This window comes from Ruegeria sp. AB8, assembly GCF_056542605.1.
On the sequence record NZ_JBQGAB010000002.1, the window covers coordinates 1 to 20984 of the forward strand.

Genomic DNA, 20984 nt, shown 5'->3' on the forward strand with positions numbered 1-20984 from the left:
GACAGAAACCTCATCTGCACATGCCCTCCAATGTCAGAATACGAAGAAGCCGCTGAGTGAAAGATAAAACCCCGCCAGCAAAATGGCGGGGTTTTTCGCCAATCGGAAACCTGCGTTCCAAATTGTGCCATTTTCAGATGTCGTTTTCACCCAACGAAGCGTCTTTTCTGCTTGCTGCGGGTGCAAACTGACCATACCTCTGTCCGTGGGACACCCCTCCCCAACGAGGGGCGTGTATCTGGAAGGGTAATACAGATGACTATCGAACAACCGGCGCCGCAAGACGCCGTGCGCAAACCCGAACTGCGGCCGGCGAACCCGCGTTTTTCTTCGGGCCCCTGCGCCAAACCCCCTACATTCCAACTGAACAAGCTGGCCGACGCCGCACTCGGTCGGTCGCACCGGGCCGCTGTCGGCAAGGACAAGCTCAAGGCGGCCATTGAGGGCACGCGCGAAATTCTGGGTATTCCCGCCGATTACAAGATCGGCATCGTTCCCGCTTCGGACACCGGCGCGGTTGAGATGGCGCTCTGGTCGCTGCTGGGCGAACGCAAGGTCGAGATGCTGGCATGGGAGAGCTTTGGCGCGGGTTGGGTGACAGATGTGGTCAAGCAGCTGAAGATCGCCGCCGAGGTCAAGACTGCGGAATATGGTCAGATTGTTGATCTGGCGACGGTCGATTTTGCCAATGATGTGGTGTTCACTTGGAACGGCACGACTTCGGGTGTGCGGGTTCCGAATGGCGACTGGATTGCTGATGACCGTCAGGGCCTGACGATCTGCGACGCGACCTCGGCAGCTTTCGCGATGGACCTGCCGTGGGACAAGCTGGATGTGACCACCTTCAGCTGGCAGAAAGTGCTGGGCGGTGAGGCGGCGCACGGCATGCTGATCCTGAGCCCTCGCGCTGTGGAGCGGCTAGAAAACTACACACCGGCTTGGCCTCTGCCCAAGATTTTCCGCCTGACCAAAGGTGGCAAGTTGATCGAGGGCATCTTTACCGGTGCCACGATCAACACGCCGTCCATGCTGGCGGTCGAGGATTACCTGTTCGCGCTGGACTGGGCGCGCTCGGTCGGCGGGTTGCAGGGGCTGATGGCCCGTGCGGATGCCAATGCCGGTGCGGTGCACGCGTTCTGCAAACAGAATGACTGGATTGCCAATCTGGCCGAGGACGCGGCGACGCAGTCGAATACTTCGGTCTGTCTAAAATTCACCGACGCGCGCATTCAGGACGGAGCGGGTTTCGCTAAGGCTGTGGCCAAGCGGCTCGAGGCCGAGAATATGGCGCTGGACATCGGGGCCTATCGCGACGCGCCTGCGGGCCTGCGCATCTGGTGCGGCGGCACGGTTGAAACCTCGGATATCGAGGCGATGCTGCCTTGGCTGGCATGGGCCTTCGAGGCTGAAATCGCGGCGCAATCTGAGGCCGCCTGATCTTATTCACCGGGCCACATCCGGCCCGGACATCCCATACAATTCAAGGACCAGAGAATATGGCTCCCAAAGTACTCGTCTCTGACAAACTCAGCGAAACCGCCGTGCAGATCTTCCGTGATCGCGGCATCGACGTGGATTTCATGCCTGACCTGGGCAAGGACAAAGACAAACTGGCCGAGGTGATTGGCCAATATGACGGTCTTGCCATCCGGTCGGCCACCAAGGTCACACCGACAATTCTGGAGAAGGCGGACAAGCTGAAAGTCATCGGCCGCGCCGGGATCGGGACCGACAATATCGACAAGGAAGCGGCCTCGAAAATGGGCGTGATCGTGATGAACACGCCTTTCGGCAACATGATCACCACCGCAGAACATGCGATTGCGATGATGTTCGCCGTGGCACGGCAAATTCCCGAGGCCAGCACCTCGACCCATGCGGGCAAGTGGGAAAAGTCCAAGTTCATGGGGATCGAGCTGACCAACAAGACCCTGGGCGTAATCGGTGCGGGCAATATCGGCGGCATCGTCTGCGAGCGCGCGCATGGGTTGAAAATGAAGGTCATCGCTTATGACCCCTATCTGAGCGAGGAAAAAGCCGACGCGATAGGAGTCGAAAAGGTCGACCTGGATCAGCTGCTGGCCCGCGCGGATTTCATTACTCTGCACGTGCCGCTGACCGACCAGACACGCAATATCCTGAGCCGCGAGAATCTGGCCAAGACCAAGAAGGGGGTACGCATCATCAACTGTGCCCGAGGTGGTCTGGTCGACGAAGAGGCGCTGGCCGAAATGCTGCAGTCGGGTCACGTCGCCGGGGCCGCGTTCGATGTGTTCAGTGCCGAGCCTGCGAAAGACAATCCATTGTTCAACCTGCCCAACGTGGTCTGCACACCGCACCTTGGGGCGGCGACGACAGAGGCTCAGGAAAACGTCGCGCTTCAGGTGGCCGAGCAGATCTCGAACTACCTGCTGACAGGTGCGGTCGAGAACGCGCTGAACATGCCCAGCGTCACCGCCGAAGAGGCCAAGATCATGGGACCGTGGATCAAGCTGGCGGGTCATTTGGGCAGCTTCATTGGCCAGATGACGGATGAACCGATCAAAGCGATCAACATCCTTTACGATGGTGTCGCGGCGGAAATGAACCTGGCGGCGCTGAACTGTTCGGTGATCGCTGGGATCATGAAGAAGTTCAACCCTGAGGTGAACATGGTGTCGGCACCTGTGGTTGCCAAAGAGCGTGGTATCAAGATCTCGACCACCAATCAGGACAAATCGGGTGCTTTTGACGGGTATATCAAGGTGACTGTCGTCACGGAAAAGCGCGAACGCTCGATCGGCGGAACCGTGTTCAGCGACGGCAAGCCGCGATTCATCCAGATCAAGGGCATCAACATCGATGCCGAGATCGGGTCGCACATGCTCTATACCACCAACGAGGACGTTCCGGGCATCATCGGTACGCTGGGACAGACCATGGGAGAGCATGGTGTGAACATCGCGAACTTTACGCTCGGCCGGTCCGAAGCTGGCGGCGAGGCGATCGCCTTGCTCTATGTGGACGAACCCGTTCCGGCCGAGGCGCGGGCCAAACTGGCGGAGACCGGATTGTTCACGCAGATCAAGCCGCTGGAATTTGATGTGGCCTGACACCTGTTGAGAATCTGAGACGCTCGGATACCCGCAGGTGCATCCTTGCGGGTATCGGCTTTATGAAAGTCGTCAATTGCGCCAGAACGTTCCCTGAGGTCGTCACCGGAGGATACCAATGACAATGCCAGTTTACGCAGTCGGCGATCTGCACGGGCAAGCGGCCGAGTTTGAACGGGCGATGCAACTGGTCGAGCGAGATGGCGGGCCGGATGCGCGCATCGTGTTTCTGGGGGACTATGTCGATCGCGGCCCGGACAGCCGGGGTGTGATCGAAAGGCTCATTGCGGGCCGCGGTGAAGGCCGGGACTGGATCACGCTGCTGGGCAATCACGATCGCATGTTTGCCTGGTTCATGGAGGATGTTCCCCGCCACGACCCCCATCTGCTGGTCGGGTACCACTGGCTGCACGAGCGCCTTGGCGGCATCGAGACCTTGCGCAGCTACGGAGTGGAGTTCGAGGATCGCATCCGGCTTGAAGACCTGCACGCAATGGCCCGTGCGGCTGTTCCGAAGTCGCATGTGAATTTCCTGCGTGATCTTCTTGCCATGTACCAGACCCAACAGGTTGCTTTCGTGCATGCCGGCGTCCGCCCCGGCGTGTCGCTGAGCGATCAGAACGAAAATGATCTGGTTTGGATCAGGCAGGCCTTTCACGTGCACAAGAAGCCGTATTCAAAGCTGATTGTGCATGGCCACACACCGGTGGACAAGGCGACCCATTACGGAAACCGGGTCAATCTGGACAGCGGCGCGGGCTATGGAAAAAGTGTGAGTGTTGCGGTGTTCGAAGGACGAAGATGCTGGTTGCTGACGGATCAGGGACGCGTGGAACTTAAGGCACCTGTCGGGTGACGGGTGGGCACGACCTGACCCAGCGGGGCGTGTTTTCGCAACAGCCTCTGGCCGAAATACTGTACCCGCGATTCTTCGCAGGTGAGCTTGCAGGAGATCGAATATGTACATTGCCACTCTGCTGACCAGCCCCGAGACACGGACGCTGGACCTGGCTTTGGTCGAGTCGTTGCGAAATGCGTGGGGCGGTGGCGATATTCTGTGGTTCAGCCCGGATGAGGCGGCGGAATTCCCGCTGTCAGAGATGCCCGGACATCGCTGGGACGTCTGGGCGGATTTGCAGCAGGTGGGGGTTGATCTGATCGTCCAGCCGGCGGAAGGACGGCGCAAAAGGATGCTGCTGGCGGACATGGACAGCACCATGATCCAGCAGGAGTGCATTGACGAGCTGGCCGATGAGGCGGGTGTCGGCGAACGGGTCAAGGATATCACGGCTCGGGCCATGAACGGCGAACTGGATTTCGAAGGCGCGTTGACGGAGCGGGTCGGCCTGCTGAAAGGTCTTGATGTCGGCGTCATAGATAAAGTTCTGGATGAGCGCATTACGCTGATGCCCGGTGGTAAGACCTTGTTGAGCACGATGCGGACAAATGGCGGTTATGCAGCGCTGGTCTCTGGCGGGTTCACCGCCTTCACCGCACGGGTCGCTGAAGTGTTGGGCTTTGACGAAAACCGGGCCAATACGCTGCTGTTCGAAAACGGCAAGCTGACCGGAAAAGTCCAGCACCCCATCCTGGGGCGTCAGGCCAAGATTGAAGCCCTGGAGCAGGTCACCAGCCGCCTGGGCCTGGCCGAGGCCGATGTTATTGCGGTGGGCGACGGGGCCAACGATCTGGGCATGCTGAGCCGCGCCGGAACCGGCGTCGCGCTGCACGCCAAACCGTCGGTCGCTGAGCAGTGCGAGGTTCGCGTCAACCATGGTGATCTGACGGCGCTGCTTTACCTGCAGGGCTATACTCGCGCGGAATTCGTCTCGATCTGATCGAGGCTTCCCTTTATTTAACTCATGTGTTAATTATGGGGCCATGACCACGCTTCTGACCGCTTTTTCTGCCCTGTCCGACGCCACCCGCTTTTCGATTGTTGAACAACTGATGGAGAAGGGTGAGCTGCCCGCCGGTGATTTGATTGAAGGCCGGGGCATGTCCGGTGCCGCGATCTCTCGTCATCTCAAGGTTCTGCGGGAAGCTGGACTAGTGCGGCAACGGGTGAACGGCACTCAACGGATTTACTCAATCCAGCCCGATGGCCTGCGCGCGATTGCGGAATGGACCATTTCCAAGCGGCAGTTCTGGGAGGCCAGCCTCGACCGTTTGGGCGACATTCTTGAACAGGAGAATTCATGGCCGACCTGAAACTCGAACGGGAATTTCCCGTCAGCCCCGAAACCCTGTTTGCCTGGATCAGCGACGGCGCAAAGCTGTTGCGATGGTGGGGGCCGGAAGGCGTACACGCGCCCGAGCATGATCTGGACTTTTCACGAACCGGACCATGGTTCTCGGTCATGCAGAACGATGAGGGCAAACAGTTCAAGGTGTCCGGTCACGTGACCCATGTTGATCCGCCGAAGTCAGTTGGCTTCACCTGGGCCTGGCATGACGATCAAGACAAGCGCGGTGCGGAAAGCCACGTGACCTTTTCCGTTGCAGCGACGCAAACCGGGGCGCGACTGACCGTGGATCACCGCGAACTCGCGGATGCCGAGGCCGCGGCCAATCACGAGATGGGCTGGACTTCGTCCCTGCGCAAATTGCAGGCCCAGTGCACGTAGGTTTTCAAAAAGGGAGGAGCGATATGCCCCAATATTTGTTTGTCTATCACGGGGGAACAACCCCAACCGACCCCGCCGAGATCGAGGCGACCATGGCCGCATGGGGTGCCTGGTTTCAGGGCATTGGCGATTCGCTCGATATCCCCGGCAACCCGGTGGGTCAGTCCTATACGGTCAGCAACAATGGCGTTACCGATAATGGCGGCGCCAACCCCGCCTCGGGGTTCACTGTGGTTCGGGCCGACAGCATCGATGCCGCGACCGAAATGGCCAAAGGCTGTCCAATGGTCGTCAATGGCTCGGGCTCGGTCGAAGTGGCCGAGGTGCATGAAATCGAGATGTAGCGGGCTTAGCCGGGAAACCCCGGTGCTGGTCTGATCACGCCGCATTCCAGCCCACGGCGGCTGTATTGAATGGCGTTCATGAACTTGCGGGTGGCCGGGTGATCGGCCTCCAGCACACCGAGGCTGACCAGAATAGCAGCGATGGCGCACTCGCTGGCGCGGGTTGTGCCATCAGTGATTTTCAGCGCAACGCCCATTCGTTTCTCGGGGATGATGGCGACAAAAACCGCCTCGGCCCCGGTTTTGATTGCAGCGCGACCATTCATGGCGCGCATCAGTTCGGTACAGGCCCGGGTTTCGCCGGCAACCAGTTCAGGATGCGCGAGCATGGCCTCGGTCAGTTGGCGCGCGGCATCGCTGGCCCGGTCAGATCGGTCCGCCGCCGAGGCGAACCAGGCCATCGACCGCGCCAGACCCGAAAGTGTTGTTGCGAAATTCGGGGCGGAACACCCGTCAATTCCATAGGTCGGGCTGGTTTCACCCGTGGTTTCTTCGAAGGCCGCCAAGCAGGCCTGCTGAACCGGGTGATCGATTTCAAGGTATTCCGGCCCGGCGCCCATATGCTGCGCCACCGAAAGGAACCCGCAATGTTTGCCCGAGCAGTTGTTGTGGATCTGGCAGGGCGTATCATCGGCCAGGATCAACCCATCCCGCGCGGCCATGTCCTGCGGCTCTTGCGGGCCGCAGCGCAGGTCAGGCTCGGCCAGACCCAGATGATCCAGCCACGCCGACACACGTTCAGTGTGAATCGCGGCACCGCTATGTGACGCGCAGGCCAACGCCAGATGTTCGCTGTTCAACCCATATCTGGCTGAAGCACCCGAGGTGAGCAGCGGCAGAGCCTGGATCATCTTGGCAGACGACCGCGGATAGATAACCGCCTGCGGATCGCCCCAGCTTTTTACGATCTGGCCACTGTCGTCACAGATCACTGCATGGCCCAGATGCAGGCTTTCCAGCAGCGAGCCGCGCCACAGTTCTGTCATTGCCACGGGCTGCGTCATGTTATCCTCCGAAATTATGCGCAAATTTCTGCCAATCGCCCTTTCGCCTGTGGCGAAACCTGCGTTAGTGTGTGTATGTCGGCAATTATCGGAATGCGCAACATACGAGAGACGGACCATAAGGGTTCGCGGGCGCGTCCGATCGGTTTGGGGTATGGGTCGGGCTAGGAGGCTGGACAAATGGGATCAAGACTAGTCCGCGCAGTTGCGGGCTTGTGCATGGCCGGGATGGCAACAACCGCAACGGCCCAACAGGCAAGCAGCACCAACAGGGTTGCGGCAAAAACCGACTGGAGCGTTTTTGTCGAAAGCGATCCGACGGAATGCTGGAGCGTTTCTGCGCCAAGGGAAACGGTCAACACACGTGGCGGCCGAGTGGTTTCGGTGCGCCGCAGCGATATTCTGCTGTTTGTGTTCTTCCGCCCCAATGCCGAGGTTAAAGGGCAGGTCACGTTTACCGGCGGCTATCCCTTTGCGCCTGGATCGACGGTCAATCTGAACGTCGACGGGACCGAGTTTGAACTGATCACCGAGGGCGAATGGGCCTGGCCAGCAACTGAAGGCGAAGACCTTAAGGTGGTTGCAGCCATGAAGCGCGGCACCGAGGCGGTTCTGACAGCCCGCTCGGAACGCGGAACTCAGACCAAAGACACGTTCTCGCTGCTGGGGTTCACCGCAGCGATCGAAGACGCCGAGAAGCGCTGCACCAACTAAGCGCTCACTTCACGTTCATGCGGCCCCGTCATCCGGCGGGGCTTTTTCGTGAAAAGGTGCAATGCAGTCTTTTCCTTGACGCAACGTTCGATCCTGAACTTGATCCGCATCAAGGCAGGCTACCCGCTTTTTCTGAACTAATCGGTTCAGGAATTGAGAAGGAACCTGCCAATGCTGAACAAATCACTTGCCGCGCTGATGATGGCCGCGATGTTGCTGAGCGCGTGTGAAAAGACCGCCGAAACATACCCTGTGACCGGTGAACAATGTGGCCCGGAAGATCCCGTACAAACCTTGGACGCTGCGGATTGCGATATCCTTCCCCCGGGCGTTTGACGTATTCGCCTGATCTGAAACCCTGAAAGCGAAATGTACTTGTTTCGGTCGCATCGACATGGTCTTTGCGACCGAACTGCGATTGGGACGCCGGGAAAACACGTGCTACTGTGCCCTGATGTAAGGGTTCACATGTGGAAACGATGATGCGTTACGTCTTGATAGCAGTGCTATTCTCATCCGCAGCGTTGGCCGACCCCAGCCTGGAATGCTCTGATGCAGGTTCGCAGGTTGAGATCGGGTCTTGCGTCGGGAAAATGGAAGAACGCGTAAACATGGCAGTGAAGGCCAGTTACGATTTTGCCATGCAGACAGCGGCAGAGTTGGATGAGGTGACAGGCCGCGTGGCCGCGCAACCCGCACTTGAGGCCGCACAAAAAGCTTGGACCACGTATCGCGATATGCAGTGTGACGCCGTAGGTGCGTCGTATGGCGGGGGGTCTGGAACCGGGATTGCCATCGCGTCCTGCCGCATTGATCTGGGTCGGGCGCGCGTGGACGAATTGCTGCGCATGGCAAATTAAGTCGCACGATTCCTTTTGATCTTTGCGCGCAATCCTATATAGAGGCGCATCCCAAGCCAGAATTCTTCGAGATAGCCACATGTCGCCCAAAGCGCCGATCACTCAGGATGTCATGACCATCCCCCGCAAATTGCCCGAAGGGAAGGTAAACCTTGTTGGTCTGACCCGTGACCGCTTGCGCGAGGTTCTGATCGAACACGGTACACCGGAAAAGCAGGCCAAGATGCGCACCGGCCAGATCTGGCAGTGGATCTATCAATGGGGCGTGCGCGACTTTGCCGAGATGACAAATCTCGCCAAAGCCTATCGCGCGCAACTGGCCGAGCATTTCGTCATCGAGGTTCCCGAGGTTGTGACCCGTCAGGTGTCCGAAGACGGCACCCGCAAGTACTTGTGTCGCATCGCCGGCGGGCATGAGGTCGAAGTGGTCTATATCCCCGAAGAAGACAGGGGGACGCTGTGCATCTCGTCTCAGGTCGGCTGCACTCTGACCTGTTCGTTCTGTCATACGGGCACTCAGAAACTTGTGCGCAACCTGACCGCGGCCGAGGTTGTAGGTCAGGTAATGATGGCCCGCGACGACCTTGAGGAATGGCCCGTCCCCGGCGCGCCCAAGGACGAAACCCGTCTGCTGTCGAATATCGTTCTGATGGGCATGGGTGAGCCGCTGTATAACTTCGACAACGTCCGCGATGCGATGAAGATTGCCATGGATCCCGAAGGGATTTCCCTGTCGCGCCGTCGCATCACGCTGTCCACATCCGGCGTGGTGCCGGAAATTGCACGGACTGCCGAAGAAATCGGGTGTCTGCTTGCGATCTCTTTCCACGCGACCACGGATGAAACGCGCGATGTGCTGGTGCCGATCAACAAGCGCTGGAACATCGAGGAACTGTTGGCAGCGCTGTCCAGCTATCCGAACGCGTCGAATTCCGAGCGGATCACCTTTGAATACGTCATGCTGGATGGTGTGAATGATAGTGACGAAGACGCGCACCGCCTGATCGACCACATCAAGCGCCATAACATTCCGGCAAAGATCAACCTGATCCCGTTCAACGAATGGCCCGGCGCGCCGTACAAGCGCAGCTCGAACAACCGTATCCGGGCGTTTGCGAATATCATCTATCAGGCGGGCTATGCCTCACCCATCCGCAAGACGCGGGGTGAGGACATCATGGCGGCCTGCGGGCAGCTCAAATCGGCGACCGAACGCGCGCGGAAGTCCCGCAAGCAGATCGAGGCCGAGGCCGGTCTTGGAACCTGACCCTTACCCTTGCAACCCCGCTGGTCGCGAGAATTAATGTTCCCGCGCCTGTTTTTTATATGCGCGATTTGTTATGTTTCATCTTGTCAGCGCCCGGGGGGGTTCACACGTGTGCACAAAGCGGTGAAAGCCATGGACCGGTTGTGGCAGGTTTTTTTGCGCCTGTTATGATCGAATCTGACGCAGGTGCGCTGAAACAAGGCAAGCCTTTTTCAACTCAGGTGGGTCATCCAGTATGATTGCACGTTACCAGATTCAGCTTTTGAAACCCCTCGTTTTCCTGATCATGGCAACGGCCCTGCCGTCCTTCTCTGCGGCTCAGTCCAGTGATGAAGACGCGCATCTGGCCATCGAGAACCCGGCGGATTTGTCGAAAAAGGATGCGCGCAAGTTCTATAAGTCACTGCAAAAGCGTCTGGCGCGCGGGTATGCGGCTGCGCAGATGGATTTGATCCGGAACTATCAAAGCTGGCCGCTGTTCAACGATGCGCCCTATATCTCGGCCACACACGGTCAGCGTTACGTGAACAGCTACGCCAATCGCATGGCGCATAATTACGGAACCCTGCAAGAGGGCGAAGAGTTGCCGATGGGGTCGGTTCTGGCCAAAGACAGCATGACGGTGACCGATACCGGCAATCTGCACCCGGGTGCCATGTTCGTAATGGAAAAGCTGGCCAAAGGCGCCAGCCCTGAAACCGGTGACTGGCGCTATATTATGGTTATGCCGGACGGATCGCTCTTTGGGGACACAATGGGCGCACGGTCAGAAGCTGTTTCCTATTGCCATGACTGCCACGAAGCCGTGGCGGATCGGGATTACACGTTTTTCGTGCCGGAAGACTACCTTGTGAACAACTGATCGCCGATTACCTGCGGCCAAACCGGGCGGACCCGATGACCTCGATCAGGGATTGGCGCACCGGTTCGGGTTGGGTATCGACGGCATTCAGGACCTCGCGCAGTTCGGCGCGCAGACAATGCATCTGGTCGATCAGGGAAATCATCATCGACAGCGCGTCGGGCTCCATCTCGTATTGATCATGCAGTTCGCAGGCCAGTTCCAGACGGGCGACGTCGATGCTCTGGTAGACAAGCCCTTGCTCGGTTTGCTCGGGGATCACAATTTCAGCGGCCAGATAAACGGACAGCCGGTCCGGTGTCAGGCGGGCAATAGTTGCGAGCACCTCGTCTTCTGTCAGGTGTCGGGTCATGACGGCATCCCCTCGCGTGGATCGTAGCGATGTGATTCCCGCCAGGTTTCCATAAAGGCCCTGAGGTCATCATCGACCTTGTCCGGCAGGGTCACGATCAGTTCGATCAGCTGATCCCCGCGCTCGGACGCACCCCGCTTTTTGACACCCTTGCCGCGCAGGCGCAGGGTCTTGCCGCTGCTGGTCCCCGCCGGGACGCTGACGTTCACGCCACCGTCTATGGTGGGGGCGGGAACCTTGCCGCCCAGAATCGCCTCGTCGATCGAGATCGGCAGAGTGATGTGGATGTCGTCGCCCTGCCGGTCAAAGACCGGATGCTTGGCGACCGAGATGGTGACAAGCGCATCGCCCGCAGGCCCCTGTCCATATCCGGGTGCACCCTTGCCGCGCAGCCGGATGGTCTGACCATCGGTGATGCCAGCGGGGATTTTGACCTCGATTCGATCACCATCGGGCAGGGTCAACTTCTGACTGGCCCCGAACACCGCGTCCAGAAAGCTGACCTGAAGCGAATAGTTCAGGTTGTGACCGGGCGCGTGAAATTCATGGCTGCGGCGCTGGCCGCGCCCGCCGCGTCCACGCATGAACTCGGCAAAGATGTCGGACATATCCTCGGGGTCGCCATAAGACGCACCCGAACGATAGGGATTTCCTGCCGCCTCGGCATAGTCGCGGTAATATTGCTGTTGGGGTCTCTCCTGACCCGATTCATCAATTTCTCCATTGTCATAGCGCGCCCGCGTTTCGGGGTCTTTCAGCAGATCATAGGCTGCTGCGGCAGCTTTGAACTTTGCCTCGGCTTTGGCATCACCCGGTTTCAGGTCCGGGTGGCAATCCTTGGCAATGCGCCGGTAGGCTTTCTTGATATCAGCGGCGCTGGCGTCTTTCTGGACGCCAAGGACCGAATATGGATCGTCGCTCATCTCACTCTCGCGGGTCACGTCTGATCGTTGGGCATGTTTTTTATCATGCGATTTCAATGCCCCGATTGGAAGAGGCTTTTGAAACCGCTCGCAAATTCCCGCAGGTCTGATAACATATGCATATTTCAGCTTGTTTTCTGACGGAGCCCCCATGACACGCAGAATTAAATCCGCACTGGCCCTTCTGGCGGGGAATGCCATCGGGTTGTTGATCGCCTCACTTCTGTTGTCCGGTTTCGCGATCCGGCCAATCTCTTTCATTGTCGTGGTGATCGTATTCACCCTGGTTCAGGTCGTGGCCGAACCGCTGATCCTGAAGCTGGGAGAGAAGAAAGCGCCCGCGCTGAAAGGCGGGATTGCGCTGATCGTGACCTTTGTAGGCCTTTTGGTAACTGATCTGGTGACGACGGGCCTGACCGTCGGCGGCATCTCCAATCTGCTGGCTGCAACTTTGCTGGTCTGGTTGGGGGCTTTGATCGCCAGCGTGGTGCTGCCGATCTACGTGTTCACAGAACTGCGTGAGCCCAAGAAGTAATCACAGCGCATTCAGGCTTGCCTCGATGGCCTGCCACAGTTCCTCCACCGGCTCGCATCCGACCGACAAGCGGATGAAGGCAGGATCGACGGCGTCGCCCCACCGTGCGCGACGCTCGGCCGAACTGTGGATGCCTCCGAACGAGGTGGCCGGGCGCAGCAATGGGCAGGCATTGATGAAGGATTCGGCGTTGGCCTCGCTGTCCAGTGTCAGAGACAGCAGAAAGCCGAACCGCGCTGTTTGGGCCTGTGCCAATGCGTGTGACGGGTCATTGGACAGACCGGGGTAACGGACTTTTTTCACGGCCGGGTGCGCCGCCAGCCGTTCTGCCAGAACCTGTGCCGACGCGCACATGCGGTCGAACCGGACGTCCAGCGTTTCCAGCCCGCGGTGCAACAGCCATGCCTCATGAGGTCCTGGGATCGAACCGGAGATCTTCCGCCATTCCTCGACCCGCTCCATGATCTTGGCGTCGCGGCTGGCCACATGGCCCATCAGCATGTCGGAATGCCCACCCATCGCCTTGGTGTCCGAAGACACGACGACATCGATGCCCAGATCCAGTGGGCGCTGGCCCAATGGTGTCAGGGTCGTATTGTCGGCAATGGTCAGCCCACCGGCGGCGCGCACTTGCCCCGCCACGGCTGCCAGATCGATTATGTCCAGCCCGGGGTTCGAAGGGCTTTCGACAAAGACCACGTCGAACCCGTCAAAGCCGCCCTCGGCAAAGGCGGTGGTGGGACGTTCCTCGATCTTCACGCCAAGGCGTGAGAGGAACCTGTCCGCCAGCAGGCGCGTGACGTAATATCCGTCCGAAGGGATCAGCAGTCGCGATCCGGCTTGCACGGATGCAAACAACGCTGCCGAAATCGCCGCCATGCCCGACGGGAAGCTGAGGCAGGGCGCGTCTTCAAGATGTGATAGCACGTGCTCAAGATGCACCCATGTTGGATTGTCGACGCGTCCGTAGGTCGCGTGACCATCAGGCGGGCCCGGCAAGTGGAACATGCTGCTTTGCGTCAGCGGCAGCGCCACCGGGTCGCCCATTTTCAGGGCATTCCCGCGCAGGTGAAGCATTTCCCCGGTCTTTGGCGCCGTCATCCGTCAGCGCCCCGGAATTTCGTCGCGGGGCGGGGCGGGTTCCCAGTTCTCGATAATCCCGACCGCCTCTTGTGCCGTGTCAACAAAGCGGAAAAGGTCCAGGTCTTCGTCCGAAATGGTGCCAGCGTCCGCCAAAGCTTCCCAGTTGATGACCTTTTCCCAGAATGCGCGGCCAAACAGCAGGAAGGGGACGCGCTCCATACGACCGGTCTGGATCAGGGTCAGCGACTCGAACAGTTCATCCATCGTGCCGAAGCCGCCCGGGAAGATGGTGATGGCGCGGGCGCGCATCAGGAAATGCATCTTGCGGATCGCGAAATAGTGGAAATTGAAGCTCAGGTCCGGTGTCACGTAAAGGTTTGGCGCCTGTTCGTGCGGCAGCACGATGTTCAGGCCGATCGAGTAACCTTCGGCATCCTGTGCGCCGCGGTTTCCGGCCTCCATCACGCCGGGACCGCCGCCGGTGACGATCACGTTTTCGCGGCAGCCGGTTTCCTTCGACTTCAGGGTCATCAGCCGGGCAAATTCCCGCGCTTCGTCGTAATACTGCGACAGACCGGCTAGCGTTTCGGTCCGGGCGGTGTGCTTTTGTGACGGTTCGGGAATGCGGGCCCCTCCGAACATCACGATGGTCGAGGTGATCTCGCGCTCGGTCATGATCATCTCGGGTTTCAGCAATTCCAGTTGCAGGCGCACCGGTCGCAGTTCTTCCCGGCACATGAAGTCCTCGTCGGCAAAGGCCAGACGATAGGCGGGCGACCGTGTCTGTGGCGTGTCCGGCACCTCGCTTGCGGTCGACCGGTCGGTCTGCGCGTCGCGGAAGGGGCTGAGTCGGTCTTCTCTCATGGGTGAACGATCCCTGCTTGCGTGTTTTTCAAACAGCTATAGGGTTCGCGGACAGAGTGCCAGCCACGGAAAGACAAGAATGAACTGGAAGAGTGAAATATCGGCGGCGCGGGATCGCATTGCCGGCTATGCGCAGGTCACGCCGGTGATGGAAAGCCGCATTCCGGGGTTTCCGGTTGAAATGAAGCTGGAGCATTTGCAGCACACCGGCAGTTTCAAGGCACGCGGGGCATTCAACACGCTGCTCAGCCTGGATGTGCCCGAGGCGGGCGTTGTTGCGGCATCAGGCGGCAACCACGGTGCGGCGGCGGCCTATGCGGCGCAGTCGCTGGGCCACCCGGCCAAGATTTTTGTGCCGGAACTGGCGGGGCCGTCCAAAATTGCGCTGATCGAGCAGACCGGCGCCGACCTGAGCGTTGTTTCCGGCGAATACGCCAATGCGCTGACCCAGGCCCGTTCTCATGAAGAAGAAACCGGGGCGATGCAGATCCATGCTTACGACGCACCGGCCACGGTGGCCGGGCAGGGTACCTGTTTCGCCGAGTGGGAGGCGCAGGGCCTTCAGGCGGATACCGTTCTGGTCGCGGTGGGTGGCGGTGGTCTGATCGCCGGGGCTTTGGCCTGGTTTCAGGGTGCGCGAAAGGTTGTGGCGGTCGAACCGGAAACCTCCTGCGCGCTGCACGCCGCGTTGCAGGCCGGGGAACCGGTGGACGTGTCCGTATCAGGGGTTGCGGCAAACGCATTGGGCGCGCGGCGGATCGGATCGATCTGTTTCGATCTGGCGCGCGGCATGTCATCGGTTCTGGTCCCGGATGCGGCCATCACCAAGGCGCAGCGCGCATTGTGGCAGGCCCATAGGCTTCTGGTAGAACCGGCAGGGGCAACGGCTTTGGCGGCCTTGATGTCGGGTGCCTATCAGCCGGAACCGGGCGAGAAAGTGGCCGTTCTGATTTGCGGCGGCAATATTGCCCCGGACCCGTTCGCGGGCTGAATTATCTGCTTGTGGAAGGCGGGCTTCATTTTTATCTACAATCTATGACCGCGACCATTGCCGATACGATCTATCAGAAACTCAGCCAGCAAATCGTCACCGGCGACCTGATCGCCGGCGAAAAACTGCGTCAGGACCATATCGCCCGCGCATTCGAGACCAGCCATGTTCCGGTGCGCGAAGCGCTGCTGAGGCTGGAGGCGCATGGGCTGGCCAAAAGCGAGCCGCGGCGCGGGATGCGGGTCACCGCGCTGGACCCTTCCGAAGTGCGCGAGGTCATCGAAATGCGCGTAGCGCTGGAATCGCTGGCGATGCAGCACGCGGTTCAGAACCTGACGCCAGCCGCCTTGCGGAAAATTGATGAAGCCCGCCTGACCTGCGACGCCGCCCGGACCATGCCGGAGTGGGAGGCGGGAAACCGTGCTTTTCACAGGGCCATCCTGACGCCCTGCGGGTTGCCGCGCCTGCTTCACACGATTGACGATCTGCATATCGCCAGCGCGCGCCATCTGTTTGCCTATTGGCGTCCCCGGTGGAAGCAACGCGCAGACACTGATCACGCCGCCATCGTGCGCGCGATGAAAGGCAGGGACGCAGCCGCCGCTGTCTCGATACTGGTTCGGCACATACGCCGGGCCAGCTGACAAAAGCCGCGAAAGGCTACGGATAATCACCCGGGCGATGGTCTTTGTCCCACCAGTGACGCAAAACCGCCCGCCTACGCCGCATTGCGCCCTGTGTGTGGCTTGCTTATAGGCAAAAACAACGTGAACAGATTCAGCAGGGAGTGATCTCATGTCCAATGCGCAACTGGAAGCCGCAATCGAAGCCGCCTGGGAGGTTCGCGACACGATCTCGCCCGCCAGCACCGGCGAGCAGAGAGAGGCGATTGAGGAAACACTGAACGCGCTGGACAGCGGATCGCTGCGGGTTGCCGAGAAGCTGGAAAACGGCGATTGGCATGTGAACCAGTGGGCCAAAAAGGCAGTTCTGCTGGGCTTTCGCATCAAAGATATGGAAATCCACGCTGGCGGACCACAGGCCGGCGGCTGGTGGGACAAGGTCGACAGCAAGTTTGCCGGTTGGGGTGAGAGCCAGTGGCGCGCTGCCGGCTTCCGCGCCGTGCCCAACTGTGTTGTCCGCAAATCAGCCTATATCGCACCGGGTGCGGTTCTGATGCCGTCCTTTGTGAACCTTGGCGCCTATGTTGACGAAGGTACCATGGTCGACACCTGGGCCACCGTCGGATCCTGCGCGCAGATCGGCAAGAATGTGCACCTGTCAGGTGGCGTCGGAATCGGCGGCGTGCTTGAACCCATGCAGGCCGGTCCGACCATCATCGAAGACAACTGCTTTATTGGTGCCCGCTCGGAAGTGGTCGAAGGCTGCATCGTCCGCGAAGGTTCGGTTCTGGGGATGGGGGTATTCATCGGTAAATCCACAAAGATCGTGGATCGCGAAACCGGCGAGGTCATGTATGGCGAGGTTCCGCCCTATTCGGTGGTTGTTGCGGGTTCGATGCCGTCGAAGAACAATATCAGCCTCTATTGCGCTGTAATCGTGAAGCGTGTGGACGAAAGAACCCGTTCGAAAACCAGCATCAACGAGCTGCTGCGCGACTGAAGATATCGATCAGAGTTGAAAGGCCGGTGCGGGACAGCACCGGCCTTTTTTATTGAACTTTCCCAAAGGATTTTGATCCTGAGCTTTGAAAGCTCTGATCATTCGGCATTTCCGGTAATACCAACCATGTTTGGTTAGCGATCTTCGCCCGGCCGTTCTACGTCATTCTCGGTGGACCCTTCGTCATCTCCCGAATTGCCTTCGGTGTCACCATCGTCTTCGGTCTCACCACCGCCTTCGGTCTCGCCACCACCTTCAGTTTCACCACCACCCTCAGTCTCGCCTTCGCCTTCCTGGGCATAAGAAGAGGTTGCGACAAAGCCGGTCAGAACAGCCGCCGCTGGGGTCATTGATAATATAAGAACACTTGCAGTGGTCGACAGCAGTTTGGACAAAATGCTCATTTGTTTTCACTTTTGATGAAATTAAGTATGCAGTGACGTCATTCTATTGATAGGGTTGACGGCTTCGAAACGGCTTGACCCTGTCTCATTCTGATAAGCGGTTATCCGCGTGACTCTGCGCGGATGGTTGCAGCTTGATTTGACGCCAGATACAATCGAGTAGCGATTCACCATCGAGCACGACACTTTTCAGGTGTGGATACGATTCGCCCAGCCGGTGAACTGCCGCGGAGTTCCAGGGACGGTTTCAAACTTTCTGACTGGCCGGGCAATGTCGCACAGACAGAACTAGTGACGCTCGATGAGGTGTAGCGCTATGGCTCGTTGGCCTGCGATGCCCAGTCGAACAGGCCTCCGGTCTTGTTGGGTATTGCACGATCTGAACTTTTGCTGGCAAGGCCGCCGTAGGTTGCGACAGGTGGAAATACACGCGCAAAAAAACCCGCCCTAGTTCAAGGGCGGGCCGGGTCCGCTATAAAATCCTGTGTCTTTGGGGTCAGCCCATCATCTGATAACTGACGGGGACAAACCGGAACCCTTCACCTCGTGTTTCGACATATCCCGCTGCGGGAAATGGCATGTGATAACCGATCATCGGCACCTTGTCGGCGGCCAGAAGCCCAAGCACATTGCGCCGTGCTGCGGTGGCTACAGCCTTGTCCATGTCAAACCGGACTTCCCATTCCGGATGGGCGAATGACCAGACATAGTGGTTCGCCAGATCTGCCGTCAGGATCAGACGCCGGCCGTTGCTTTCCAGGTGATAGACAGTATGGCCGGGCGTGTGGCCAAAGGCAGACATGGCCGTGATGCCGGACGCAACATCACCGCCGTCTTCGATAAAGGTCATCTTGTCGGCCAGTGGTGTCACCTTGGCCGCGACCAGATCGCCGACTCGGTTACCGGACTCCTGCGCGGCCCAGAAATCGTATTCGTTCGAGGCGGTCACATAGCGTGCATTCGGAAAGGTCGGTGCGTCATTGGTTGTCATACCGCCGATGTGATCGGGGTGCATGTGGGTTATGACCACCACGTCGATCTGATCAGGTGTCACACCAGCATCGGCCAGTGCCGCCTGAATACCACCTTTTCCGAGGCCTGTGTCGAACAGCACCATTTCGGACCCGGTATTGACCAGCGTTGGCGTGAAGAAGAACTGGGCCATGTCGTCTGGAATAAAGTTCTCGGCGGAAACCCTCGCGAATTCCTCGTCCGATGCACCGCCGCCGAAAATTTCCTTGGCGCCGTCGCGCGGCAGACTGCCATCCAGCAATGTTGTAACAGTGAAATCACCAAGCGCGAACGATCTGGCGGTTGTCGGGTTTGCGCCGGTTTCAGCATCATTGGCCAGAACCGGAGTTGCAGCTGATGCAAATGGCAATGCTGCGGCAGCGCCGAGCGCTGCTCTTCTCGTCAAATTGATGGTCATTATGTTTCTCCCTGTCAGGACACCAGCCCGGGAACTAGCCCGCTGTGGGTCGTTTGCCATATTTTACCCGCCTGACATGGGCTGCATGGATAAACATTACGTGTTAATTTTTGCTCGTGTCCCGATCCGAAAACAAAACACAGCCGACAGGGCAGGCCGTTAACGGGTTTTTGTCATCCGTCCTGCCACCGCGAAAGGCAGACGAGGCCCGGGTGCTGGATGCGCTGTTTCGCGAAGCAACCGGATTTGAACCGGTGATGTGGGGGCCTTCGATCATCGGGTATGGCCACTATCATTATCGCTACAAATCCGGGCGCGAAGGAGACTTTCTGGCAACCGGGTTTTCCCCGCGCAAGGCGGCGCATTCCATCTACATCATGCCCGGCTATGCGGATTTCGGTGACATCCTGTCCCGGCTGGGAAAACACAAACTTGGGAAATCCTGTCTTTACGTGAACAAGCTGGCGGATATCGATCCTTCGGTTTTGTCCGAGCTGATCGTCGCGGGTCTTGAAGATCTGGGCCGGCATTGGCAAGTCGAGCCGACTTGAGCATTACTGGCACGCTCAATCCTGTCCGGTGCCTCATTCGCTTGCTGGACAAAACGCCCTTCATGTGACAAGAGCCGCGCCAACAGGAGATATCCATGACCACCACCCGCTTCGCCCCGTCGCCCACCGGTTACATCCACGTGGGCAACCTGCGCACTGCCCTGATGAACTATCTGATTGCCCGCAAAAACGGCGGTACGTTCATCCTGCGCATCGACGACACCGATCCTGAGCGGTCGAAGGAAGAATATGTCGATGCCATCAAGCAGGACCTTGAATGGCTGGGCCTGCACTGGGATCGGGTCGAACGTCAATCCGAGCGTCTGGACCGTTATGCCGAGGCCGCCGACAAGCTGCGCGAGATGGGACGGTTCTACGAGGCTTTCGAGACGCCGACCGAACTGGACCTGAAGCGTAAGAAGCAACTGAACATGGGCAAACCGCCGGTCTATGACCGCGCCGCGCTGAACCTCAGCGAGGCCGAGAAAGACGCGCTGCGCGCCGAACGTGGCAACGGGGTCTGGCGCTTCAAGCTGGATCACGAGCGGATCGAGTGGACCGACGGTATTCTGGGCGACATCTCGATCGACGCAGCCTCGGTTTCCGATCCGGTGCTGATCCGTGGTGACGGTCAGGTTCTTTATACGATCGCTTCCGTTGTGGATGACACTGAGATGGGCGTGACCGACGTGGTACGCGGCTCGGACCATGTAACCAACACGGCGACTCAGATTCAGATCATCAAGGCACTCGGCGGCACCTGCCCGCGCTTTGCCCACCATTCTTTGCTGACCGGTCCGCAGGGCGAGGCGCTGTCAAAACGTCTGGGCACGTTGGCGCTGCGGGATCTGCGTGAACAGGGCGTGCAGCCGATGGCCTTGCTGAGCCTGATGGCACGTCTGGGATCGTCCGACCCGGTCGAACTGCGCGCGGATATGGCCGAATTGATTGACGGGTTCGACGTAAGCCGCTTTGGTGCCGCGCCCACCAAGTTTGACGTGCAGGACCTGTTCCCGCTGACCGCGAAGTATTTGCAATCACTGCCGCTTGCCGATGTGGCTGATGCTGTTGCCGATGCCGGTGTTCCGGCAGATCTGGCCGAGCCGTTCTGGGCCATGGCGCGCGAGAACATCACCACGCTGGGCGATTTGAAAGCCTGGTGGGAGCTGTGCCGCGTAGGCGCGGAACCACTGATCGCCGATGAGGATCGCGCGTTCATCGTTGAGGCGATGGCGCTGCTGCCGGAGGGCCCGTTTGACGGCGAAACCTGGGGTAAATGGACCAGCGCCGTGAAAGAAGCGACCGGCCGCAAGGGCAAAGGTCTGTTCATGCCGTTGCGCAAGGCGCTGACGGGGATGGAACGCGGGCCCGAGATGGCGGCCCTGTTGCCCCTGTTGCAGGTGATCCGCGCGCGGGGGTGATGAAACGCGCCTTGCGGCGCGTGCCTTCGGCGAGAGTA

26 protein-coding genes are annotated in these 20984 nt (G+C 59.3%); 18 read left to right on the forward strand and 8 right to left on the reverse strand.

What is annotated here, in order from left to right; genetic code table 11:
• Positions 1 to 33: 33 nt before the first annotated feature.
• Positions 34 to 195 (reverse strand): hypothetical protein, encoded by a 162-nt coding sequence (locus ACR0CG_RS02065; protein ID WP_480522647.1) that lies wholly within the window; start codon positions 193 to 195, stop codon positions 34 to 36.
• Between the two features lie 60 nt (positions 196 to 255).
• Here ACR0CG_RS02065 and ACR0CG_RS02070 point away from each other — a divergent pair, with 60 nt between their 5' ends.
• The 7 genes from ACR0CG_RS02070 to ACR0CG_RS02100 all read left to right on the forward strand — a co-directional run bounded on the left by ACR0CG_RS02070 (position 256) and on the right by ACR0CG_RS02100 (position 6063).
• Positions 256 to 1437, forward strand: coding sequence for a phosphoserine transaminase (locus ACR0CG_RS02070; RefSeq protein WP_480522649.1), 1182 nt, complete (start codon positions 256 to 258; stop codon positions 1435 to 1437).
• A 59-nt stretch (positions 1438 to 1496) separates the two neighbouring features.
• On the forward strand, positions 1497 to 3092 hold the full coding sequence (gene serA, locus ACR0CG_RS02075) for a phosphoglycerate dehydrogenase (RefSeq protein ID WP_480522650.1): 1596 nt from the start codon (positions 1497 to 1499) through the stop codon (positions 3090 to 3092).
• A gap of 118 nt (positions 3093 to 3210) precedes the next feature.
• Positions 3211 to 3948, forward strand: a complete 738-nt coding sequence (locus ACR0CG_RS02080; RefSeq protein ID WP_480522651.1) for a metallophosphoesterase family protein — start codon at positions 3211 to 3213, stop codon at positions 3946 to 3948.
• Positions 3949 to 4051: 103 nt separating this feature from the next.
• Positions 4052 to 4930 (forward strand): phosphoserine phosphatase SerB, encoded by an 879-nt coding sequence (serB, locus tag ACR0CG_RS02085; RefSeq protein ID WP_480522652.1) that lies wholly within the window; start codon positions 4052 to 4054, stop codon positions 4928 to 4930.
• A 43-nt stretch (positions 4931 to 4973) separates the two neighbouring features.
• A complete protein-coding gene (locus ACR0CG_RS02090) occupies positions 4974 to 5303 on the forward strand; it encodes an ArsR/SmtB family transcription factor (RefSeq protein WP_480522653.1) in 330 nt (109 codons plus the stop codon).
• Positions 5291 to 5719, forward strand: a complete 429-nt coding sequence (locus ACR0CG_RS02095) for an SRPBCC family protein (RefSeq protein WP_480522655.1) — start codon at positions 5291 to 5293, stop codon at positions 5717 to 5719. The genes ACR0CG_RS02090 and ACR0CG_RS02095 overlap by 13 nt, the downstream gene beginning before the upstream one ends.
• Before the next feature lie 23 nt (positions 5720 to 5742).
• Entirely contained in the window at positions 5743 to 6063 is a 321-nt protein-coding gene (locus ACR0CG_RS02100) for a YciI family protein (protein WP_480522657.1), read from the forward strand.
• A 5-nt stretch (positions 6064 to 6068) separates the two neighbouring features.
• Here ACR0CG_RS02100 and ACR0CG_RS02105 read toward each other — a convergent pair whose 3' ends face one another.
• Positions 6069 to 7067, reverse strand: a complete 999-nt coding sequence (locus tag ACR0CG_RS02105; protein WP_480522659.1) for an asparaginase — start codon at positions 7065 to 7067, stop codon at positions 6069 to 6071.
• Positions 7068 to 7247: 180 nt separating this feature from the next.
• Between ACR0CG_RS02105 and ACR0CG_RS02110 the strand changes: the two genes are divergently transcribed.
• From ACR0CG_RS02110 to ACR0CG_RS02130, 5 genes are all read left to right on the forward strand, one after another.
• Positions 7248 to 7781, forward strand: a complete 534-nt coding sequence (locus ACR0CG_RS02110) for an invasion associated locus B family protein (protein ID WP_170614143.1) — start codon at positions 7248 to 7250, stop codon at positions 7779 to 7781.
• A 171-nt stretch (positions 7782 to 7952) separates the two neighbouring features.
• Entirely contained in the window at positions 7953 to 8117 is a 165-nt protein-coding gene (locus ACR0CG_RS02115; RefSeq protein ID WP_170679265.1) for a hypothetical protein, read from the forward strand.
• A 143-nt stretch (positions 8118 to 8260) separates the two neighbouring features.
• Positions 8261 to 8641: a lysozyme inhibitor LprI family protein gene (locus ACR0CG_RS02120; RefSeq protein ID WP_480522660.1), complete on the forward strand. Its 381-nt coding sequence runs from the start codon at positions 8261 to 8263 to the stop codon at positions 8639 to 8641.
• Positions 8642 to 8720: 79 nt separating this feature from the next.
• The gene (rlmN, locus tag ACR0CG_RS02125; protein ID WP_480522661.1) at positions 8721 to 9908 is read left to right on the forward strand and encodes a dual-specificity RNA methyltransferase RlmN; all 1188 of its coding nucleotides are present in this window, start codon (positions 8721 to 8723) and stop codon (positions 9906 to 9908) included.
• Between the two features lie 235 nt (positions 9909 to 10143).
• Positions 10144 to 10770, forward strand: coding sequence for a cytochrome P460 family protein (locus ACR0CG_RS02130; RefSeq protein ID WP_480522663.1), 627 nt, complete (start codon positions 10144 to 10146; stop codon positions 10768 to 10770).
• 7 nt (positions 10771 to 10777) lie between these two features.
• Here the strand turns inward: ACR0CG_RS02130 and ACR0CG_RS02135 are convergent, their stop codons facing one another.
• On the reverse strand, positions 10778 to 11122 hold the full coding sequence (locus tag ACR0CG_RS02135; protein ID WP_480522664.1) for a hypothetical protein: 345 nt from the start codon (positions 11120 to 11122) through the stop codon (positions 10778 to 10780).
• Positions 11119 to 12045, reverse strand: coding sequence for a DnaJ C-terminal domain-containing protein (locus ACR0CG_RS02140; protein WP_480522666.1), 927 nt, complete (start codon positions 12043 to 12045; stop codon positions 11119 to 11121). The genes ACR0CG_RS02135 and ACR0CG_RS02140 overlap by 4 nt, the downstream gene beginning before the upstream one ends.
• Positions 12046 to 12196: 151 nt before the next feature.
• Here ACR0CG_RS02140 and ACR0CG_RS02145 point away from each other — a divergent pair, with 151 nt between their 5' ends.
• A complete protein-coding gene (locus ACR0CG_RS02145) occupies positions 12197 to 12580 on the forward strand; it encodes a hypothetical protein (RefSeq protein ID WP_170679273.1) in 384 nt (127 codons plus the stop codon).
• On the opposite strand, the gene ACR0CG_RS02150 is transcribed toward ACR0CG_RS02145, so the two are convergent.
• Positions 12581 to 13681, reverse strand: a complete 1101-nt coding sequence (locus ACR0CG_RS02150; RefSeq protein ID WP_480522668.1) for a cystathionine gamma-lyase — start codon at positions 13679 to 13681, stop codon at positions 12581 to 12583.
• Between the two features lie 3 nt (positions 13682 to 13684).
• Positions 13685 to 14527: an LOG family protein gene (locus ACR0CG_RS02155; protein WP_170614151.1), complete on the reverse strand. Its 843-nt coding sequence runs from the start codon at positions 14525 to 14527 to the stop codon at positions 13685 to 13687.
• A gap of 79 nt (positions 14528 to 14606) precedes the next feature.
• Between ACR0CG_RS02155 and ACR0CG_RS02160 the strand changes: the two genes are divergently transcribed.
• From ACR0CG_RS02160 to dapD, 3 genes are all read left to right on the forward strand, one after another.
• Positions 14607 to 15518: a threonine/serine dehydratase gene (locus tag ACR0CG_RS02160; protein WP_480522669.1), complete on the forward strand. Its 912-nt coding sequence runs from the start codon at positions 14607 to 14609 to the stop codon at positions 15516 to 15518.
• A 44-nt stretch (positions 15519 to 15562) separates the two neighbouring features.
• Positions 15563 to 16162, forward strand: coding sequence for a GntR family transcriptional regulator (locus ACR0CG_RS02165; RefSeq protein ID WP_480522670.1), 600 nt, complete (start codon positions 15563 to 15565; stop codon positions 16160 to 16162).
• A 151-nt stretch (positions 16163 to 16313) separates the two neighbouring features.
• Positions 16314 to 17141: a 2,3,4,5-tetrahydropyridine-2,6-dicarboxylate N-succinyltransferase gene (dapD, locus tag ACR0CG_RS02170; RefSeq protein WP_480522671.1), complete on the forward strand. Its 828-nt coding sequence runs from the start codon at positions 16314 to 16316 to the stop codon at positions 17139 to 17141.
• 134 nt (positions 17142 to 17275) lie between these two features.
• Here dapD and ACR0CG_RS02175 read toward each other — a convergent pair whose 3' ends face one another.
• Complete coding sequence (locus tag ACR0CG_RS02175) at positions 17276 to 17545, reverse strand: hypothetical protein (protein ID WP_480522672.1); 270 nt, start codon at positions 17543 to 17545, stop codon at positions 17276 to 17278.
• A gap of 496 nt (positions 17546 to 18041) precedes the next feature.
• Positions 18042 to 18974 (reverse strand): MBL fold metallo-hydrolase, encoded by a 933-nt coding sequence (locus tag ACR0CG_RS02180; RefSeq protein WP_480522673.1) that lies wholly within the window; start codon positions 18972 to 18974, stop codon positions 18042 to 18044.
• Between the two features lie 116 nt (positions 18975 to 19090).
• Between ACR0CG_RS02180 and ACR0CG_RS02185 the strand changes: the two genes are divergently transcribed.
• Together ACR0CG_RS02185 and gltX are read left to right on the forward strand one after the other, a co-directional pair.
• Entirely contained in the window at positions 19091 to 19525 is a 435-nt protein-coding gene (locus ACR0CG_RS02185; protein WP_480522675.1) for a DUF1801 domain-containing protein, read from the forward strand.
• 95 nt (positions 19526 to 19620) lie between these two features.
• Entirely contained in the window at positions 19621 to 20946 is a 1326-nt protein-coding gene (gltX, locus tag ACR0CG_RS02190; protein ID WP_480522676.1) for a glutamate--tRNA ligase, read from the forward strand.
• Positions 20947 to 20984 lie beyond the last annotated feature (38 nt).

What these genes read in the sequence shown, in the direction of transcription:
- ACR0CG_RS02065 (WP_480522647.1), bottom strand. Translation starts at nt 195, where the DNA reads ATGGTCAGTTTGCACCCGCAGCAAGCAGAAAAGACGCTTCGTTGGGTG.
- ACR0CG_RS02070 (WP_480522649.1), top strand. Translation starts at nt 256, where the DNA reads ATGACTATCGAACAACCGGCGCCGCAAGACGCCGTGCGCAAACCCGAA.
- serA (WP_480522650.1), top strand. Translation starts at nt 1,497, where the DNA reads ATGGCTCCCAAAGTACTCGTCTCTGACAAACTCAGCGAAACCGCCGTG.
- ACR0CG_RS02080 (WP_480522651.1), top strand. Translation starts at nt 3,211, where the DNA reads ATGACAATGCCAGTTTACGCAGTCGGCGATCTGCACGGGCAAGCGGCC.
- serB (WP_480522652.1), top strand. Translation starts at nt 4,052, where the DNA reads ATGTACATTGCCACTCTGCTGACCAGCCCCGAGACACGGACGCTGGAC.
- ACR0CG_RS02090 (WP_480522653.1), top strand. Translation starts at nt 4,974, where the DNA reads ATGACCACGCTTCTGACCGCTTTTTCTGCCCTGTCCGACGCCACCCGC.
- ACR0CG_RS02095 (WP_480522655.1), top strand. Translation starts at nt 5,291, where the DNA reads ATGGCCGACCTGAAACTCGAACGGGAATTTCCCGTCAGCCCCGAAACC.
- ACR0CG_RS02100 (WP_480522657.1), top strand. Translation starts at nt 5,743, where the DNA reads ATGCCCCAATATTTGTTTGTCTATCACGGGGGAACAACCCCAACCGAC.
- ACR0CG_RS02105 (WP_480522659.1), bottom strand. Translation starts at nt 7,067, where the DNA reads ATGACGCAGCCCGTGGCAATGACAGAACTGTGGCGCGGCTCGCTGCTG.
- ACR0CG_RS02110 (WP_170614143.1), top strand. Translation starts at nt 7,248, where the DNA reads ATGGGATCAAGACTAGTCCGCGCAGTTGCGGGCTTGTGCATGGCCGGG.
- ACR0CG_RS02115 (WP_170679265.1), top strand. Translation starts at nt 7,953, where the DNA reads ATGCTGAACAAATCACTTGCCGCGCTGATGATGGCCGCGATGTTGCTG.
- ACR0CG_RS02120 (WP_480522660.1), top strand. Translation starts at nt 8,261, where the DNA reads ATGATGCGTTACGTCTTGATAGCAGTGCTATTCTCATCCGCAGCGTTG.
- rlmN (WP_480522661.1), top strand. Translation starts at nt 8,721, where the DNA reads ATGTCGCCCAAAGCGCCGATCACTCAGGATGTCATGACCATCCCCCGC.
- ACR0CG_RS02130 (WP_480522663.1), top strand. Translation starts at nt 10,144, where the DNA reads ATGATTGCACGTTACCAGATTCAGCTTTTGAAACCCCTCGTTTTCCTG.
- ACR0CG_RS02135 (WP_480522664.1), bottom strand. Translation starts at nt 11,122, where the DNA reads ATGACCCGACACCTGACAGAAGACGAGGTGCTCGCAACTATTGCCCGC.
- ACR0CG_RS02140 (WP_480522666.1), bottom strand. Translation starts at nt 12,045, where the DNA reads ATGAGCGACGATCCATATTCGGTCCTTGGCGTCCAGAAAGACGCCAGC.
- ACR0CG_RS02145 (WP_170679273.1), top strand. Translation starts at nt 12,197, where the DNA reads ATGACACGCAGAATTAAATCCGCACTGGCCCTTCTGGCGGGGAATGCC.
- ACR0CG_RS02150 (WP_480522668.1), bottom strand. Translation starts at nt 13,681, where the DNA reads ATGACGGCGCCAAAGACCGGGGAAATGCTTCACCTGCGCGGGAATGCC.
- ACR0CG_RS02155 (WP_170614151.1), bottom strand. Translation starts at nt 14,527, where the DNA reads ATGAGAGAAGACCGACTCAGCCCCTTCCGCGACGCGCAGACCGACCGG.
- ACR0CG_RS02160 (WP_480522669.1), top strand. Translation starts at nt 14,607, where the DNA reads ATGAACTGGAAGAGTGAAATATCGGCGGCGCGGGATCGCATTGCCGGC.
- ACR0CG_RS02165 (WP_480522670.1), top strand. Translation starts at nt 15,563, where the DNA reads ATGACCGCGACCATTGCCGATACGATCTATCAGAAACTCAGCCAGCAA.
- dapD (WP_480522671.1), top strand. Translation starts at nt 16,314, where the DNA reads ATGTCCAATGCGCAACTGGAAGCCGCAATCGAAGCCGCCTGGGAGGTT.
- ACR0CG_RS02175 (WP_480522672.1), bottom strand. Translation starts at nt 17,545, where the DNA reads ATGAGCATTTTGTCCAAACTGCTGTCGACCACTGCAAGTGTTCTTATA.
- ACR0CG_RS02180 (WP_480522673.1), bottom strand. Translation starts at nt 18,974, where the DNA reads ATGACCATCAATTTGACGAGAAGAGCAGCGCTCGGCGCTGCCGCAGCA.
- gltX (WP_480522676.1), top strand. Translation starts at nt 19,621, where the DNA reads ATGACCACCACCCGCTTCGCCCCGTCGCCCACCGGTTACATCCACGTG.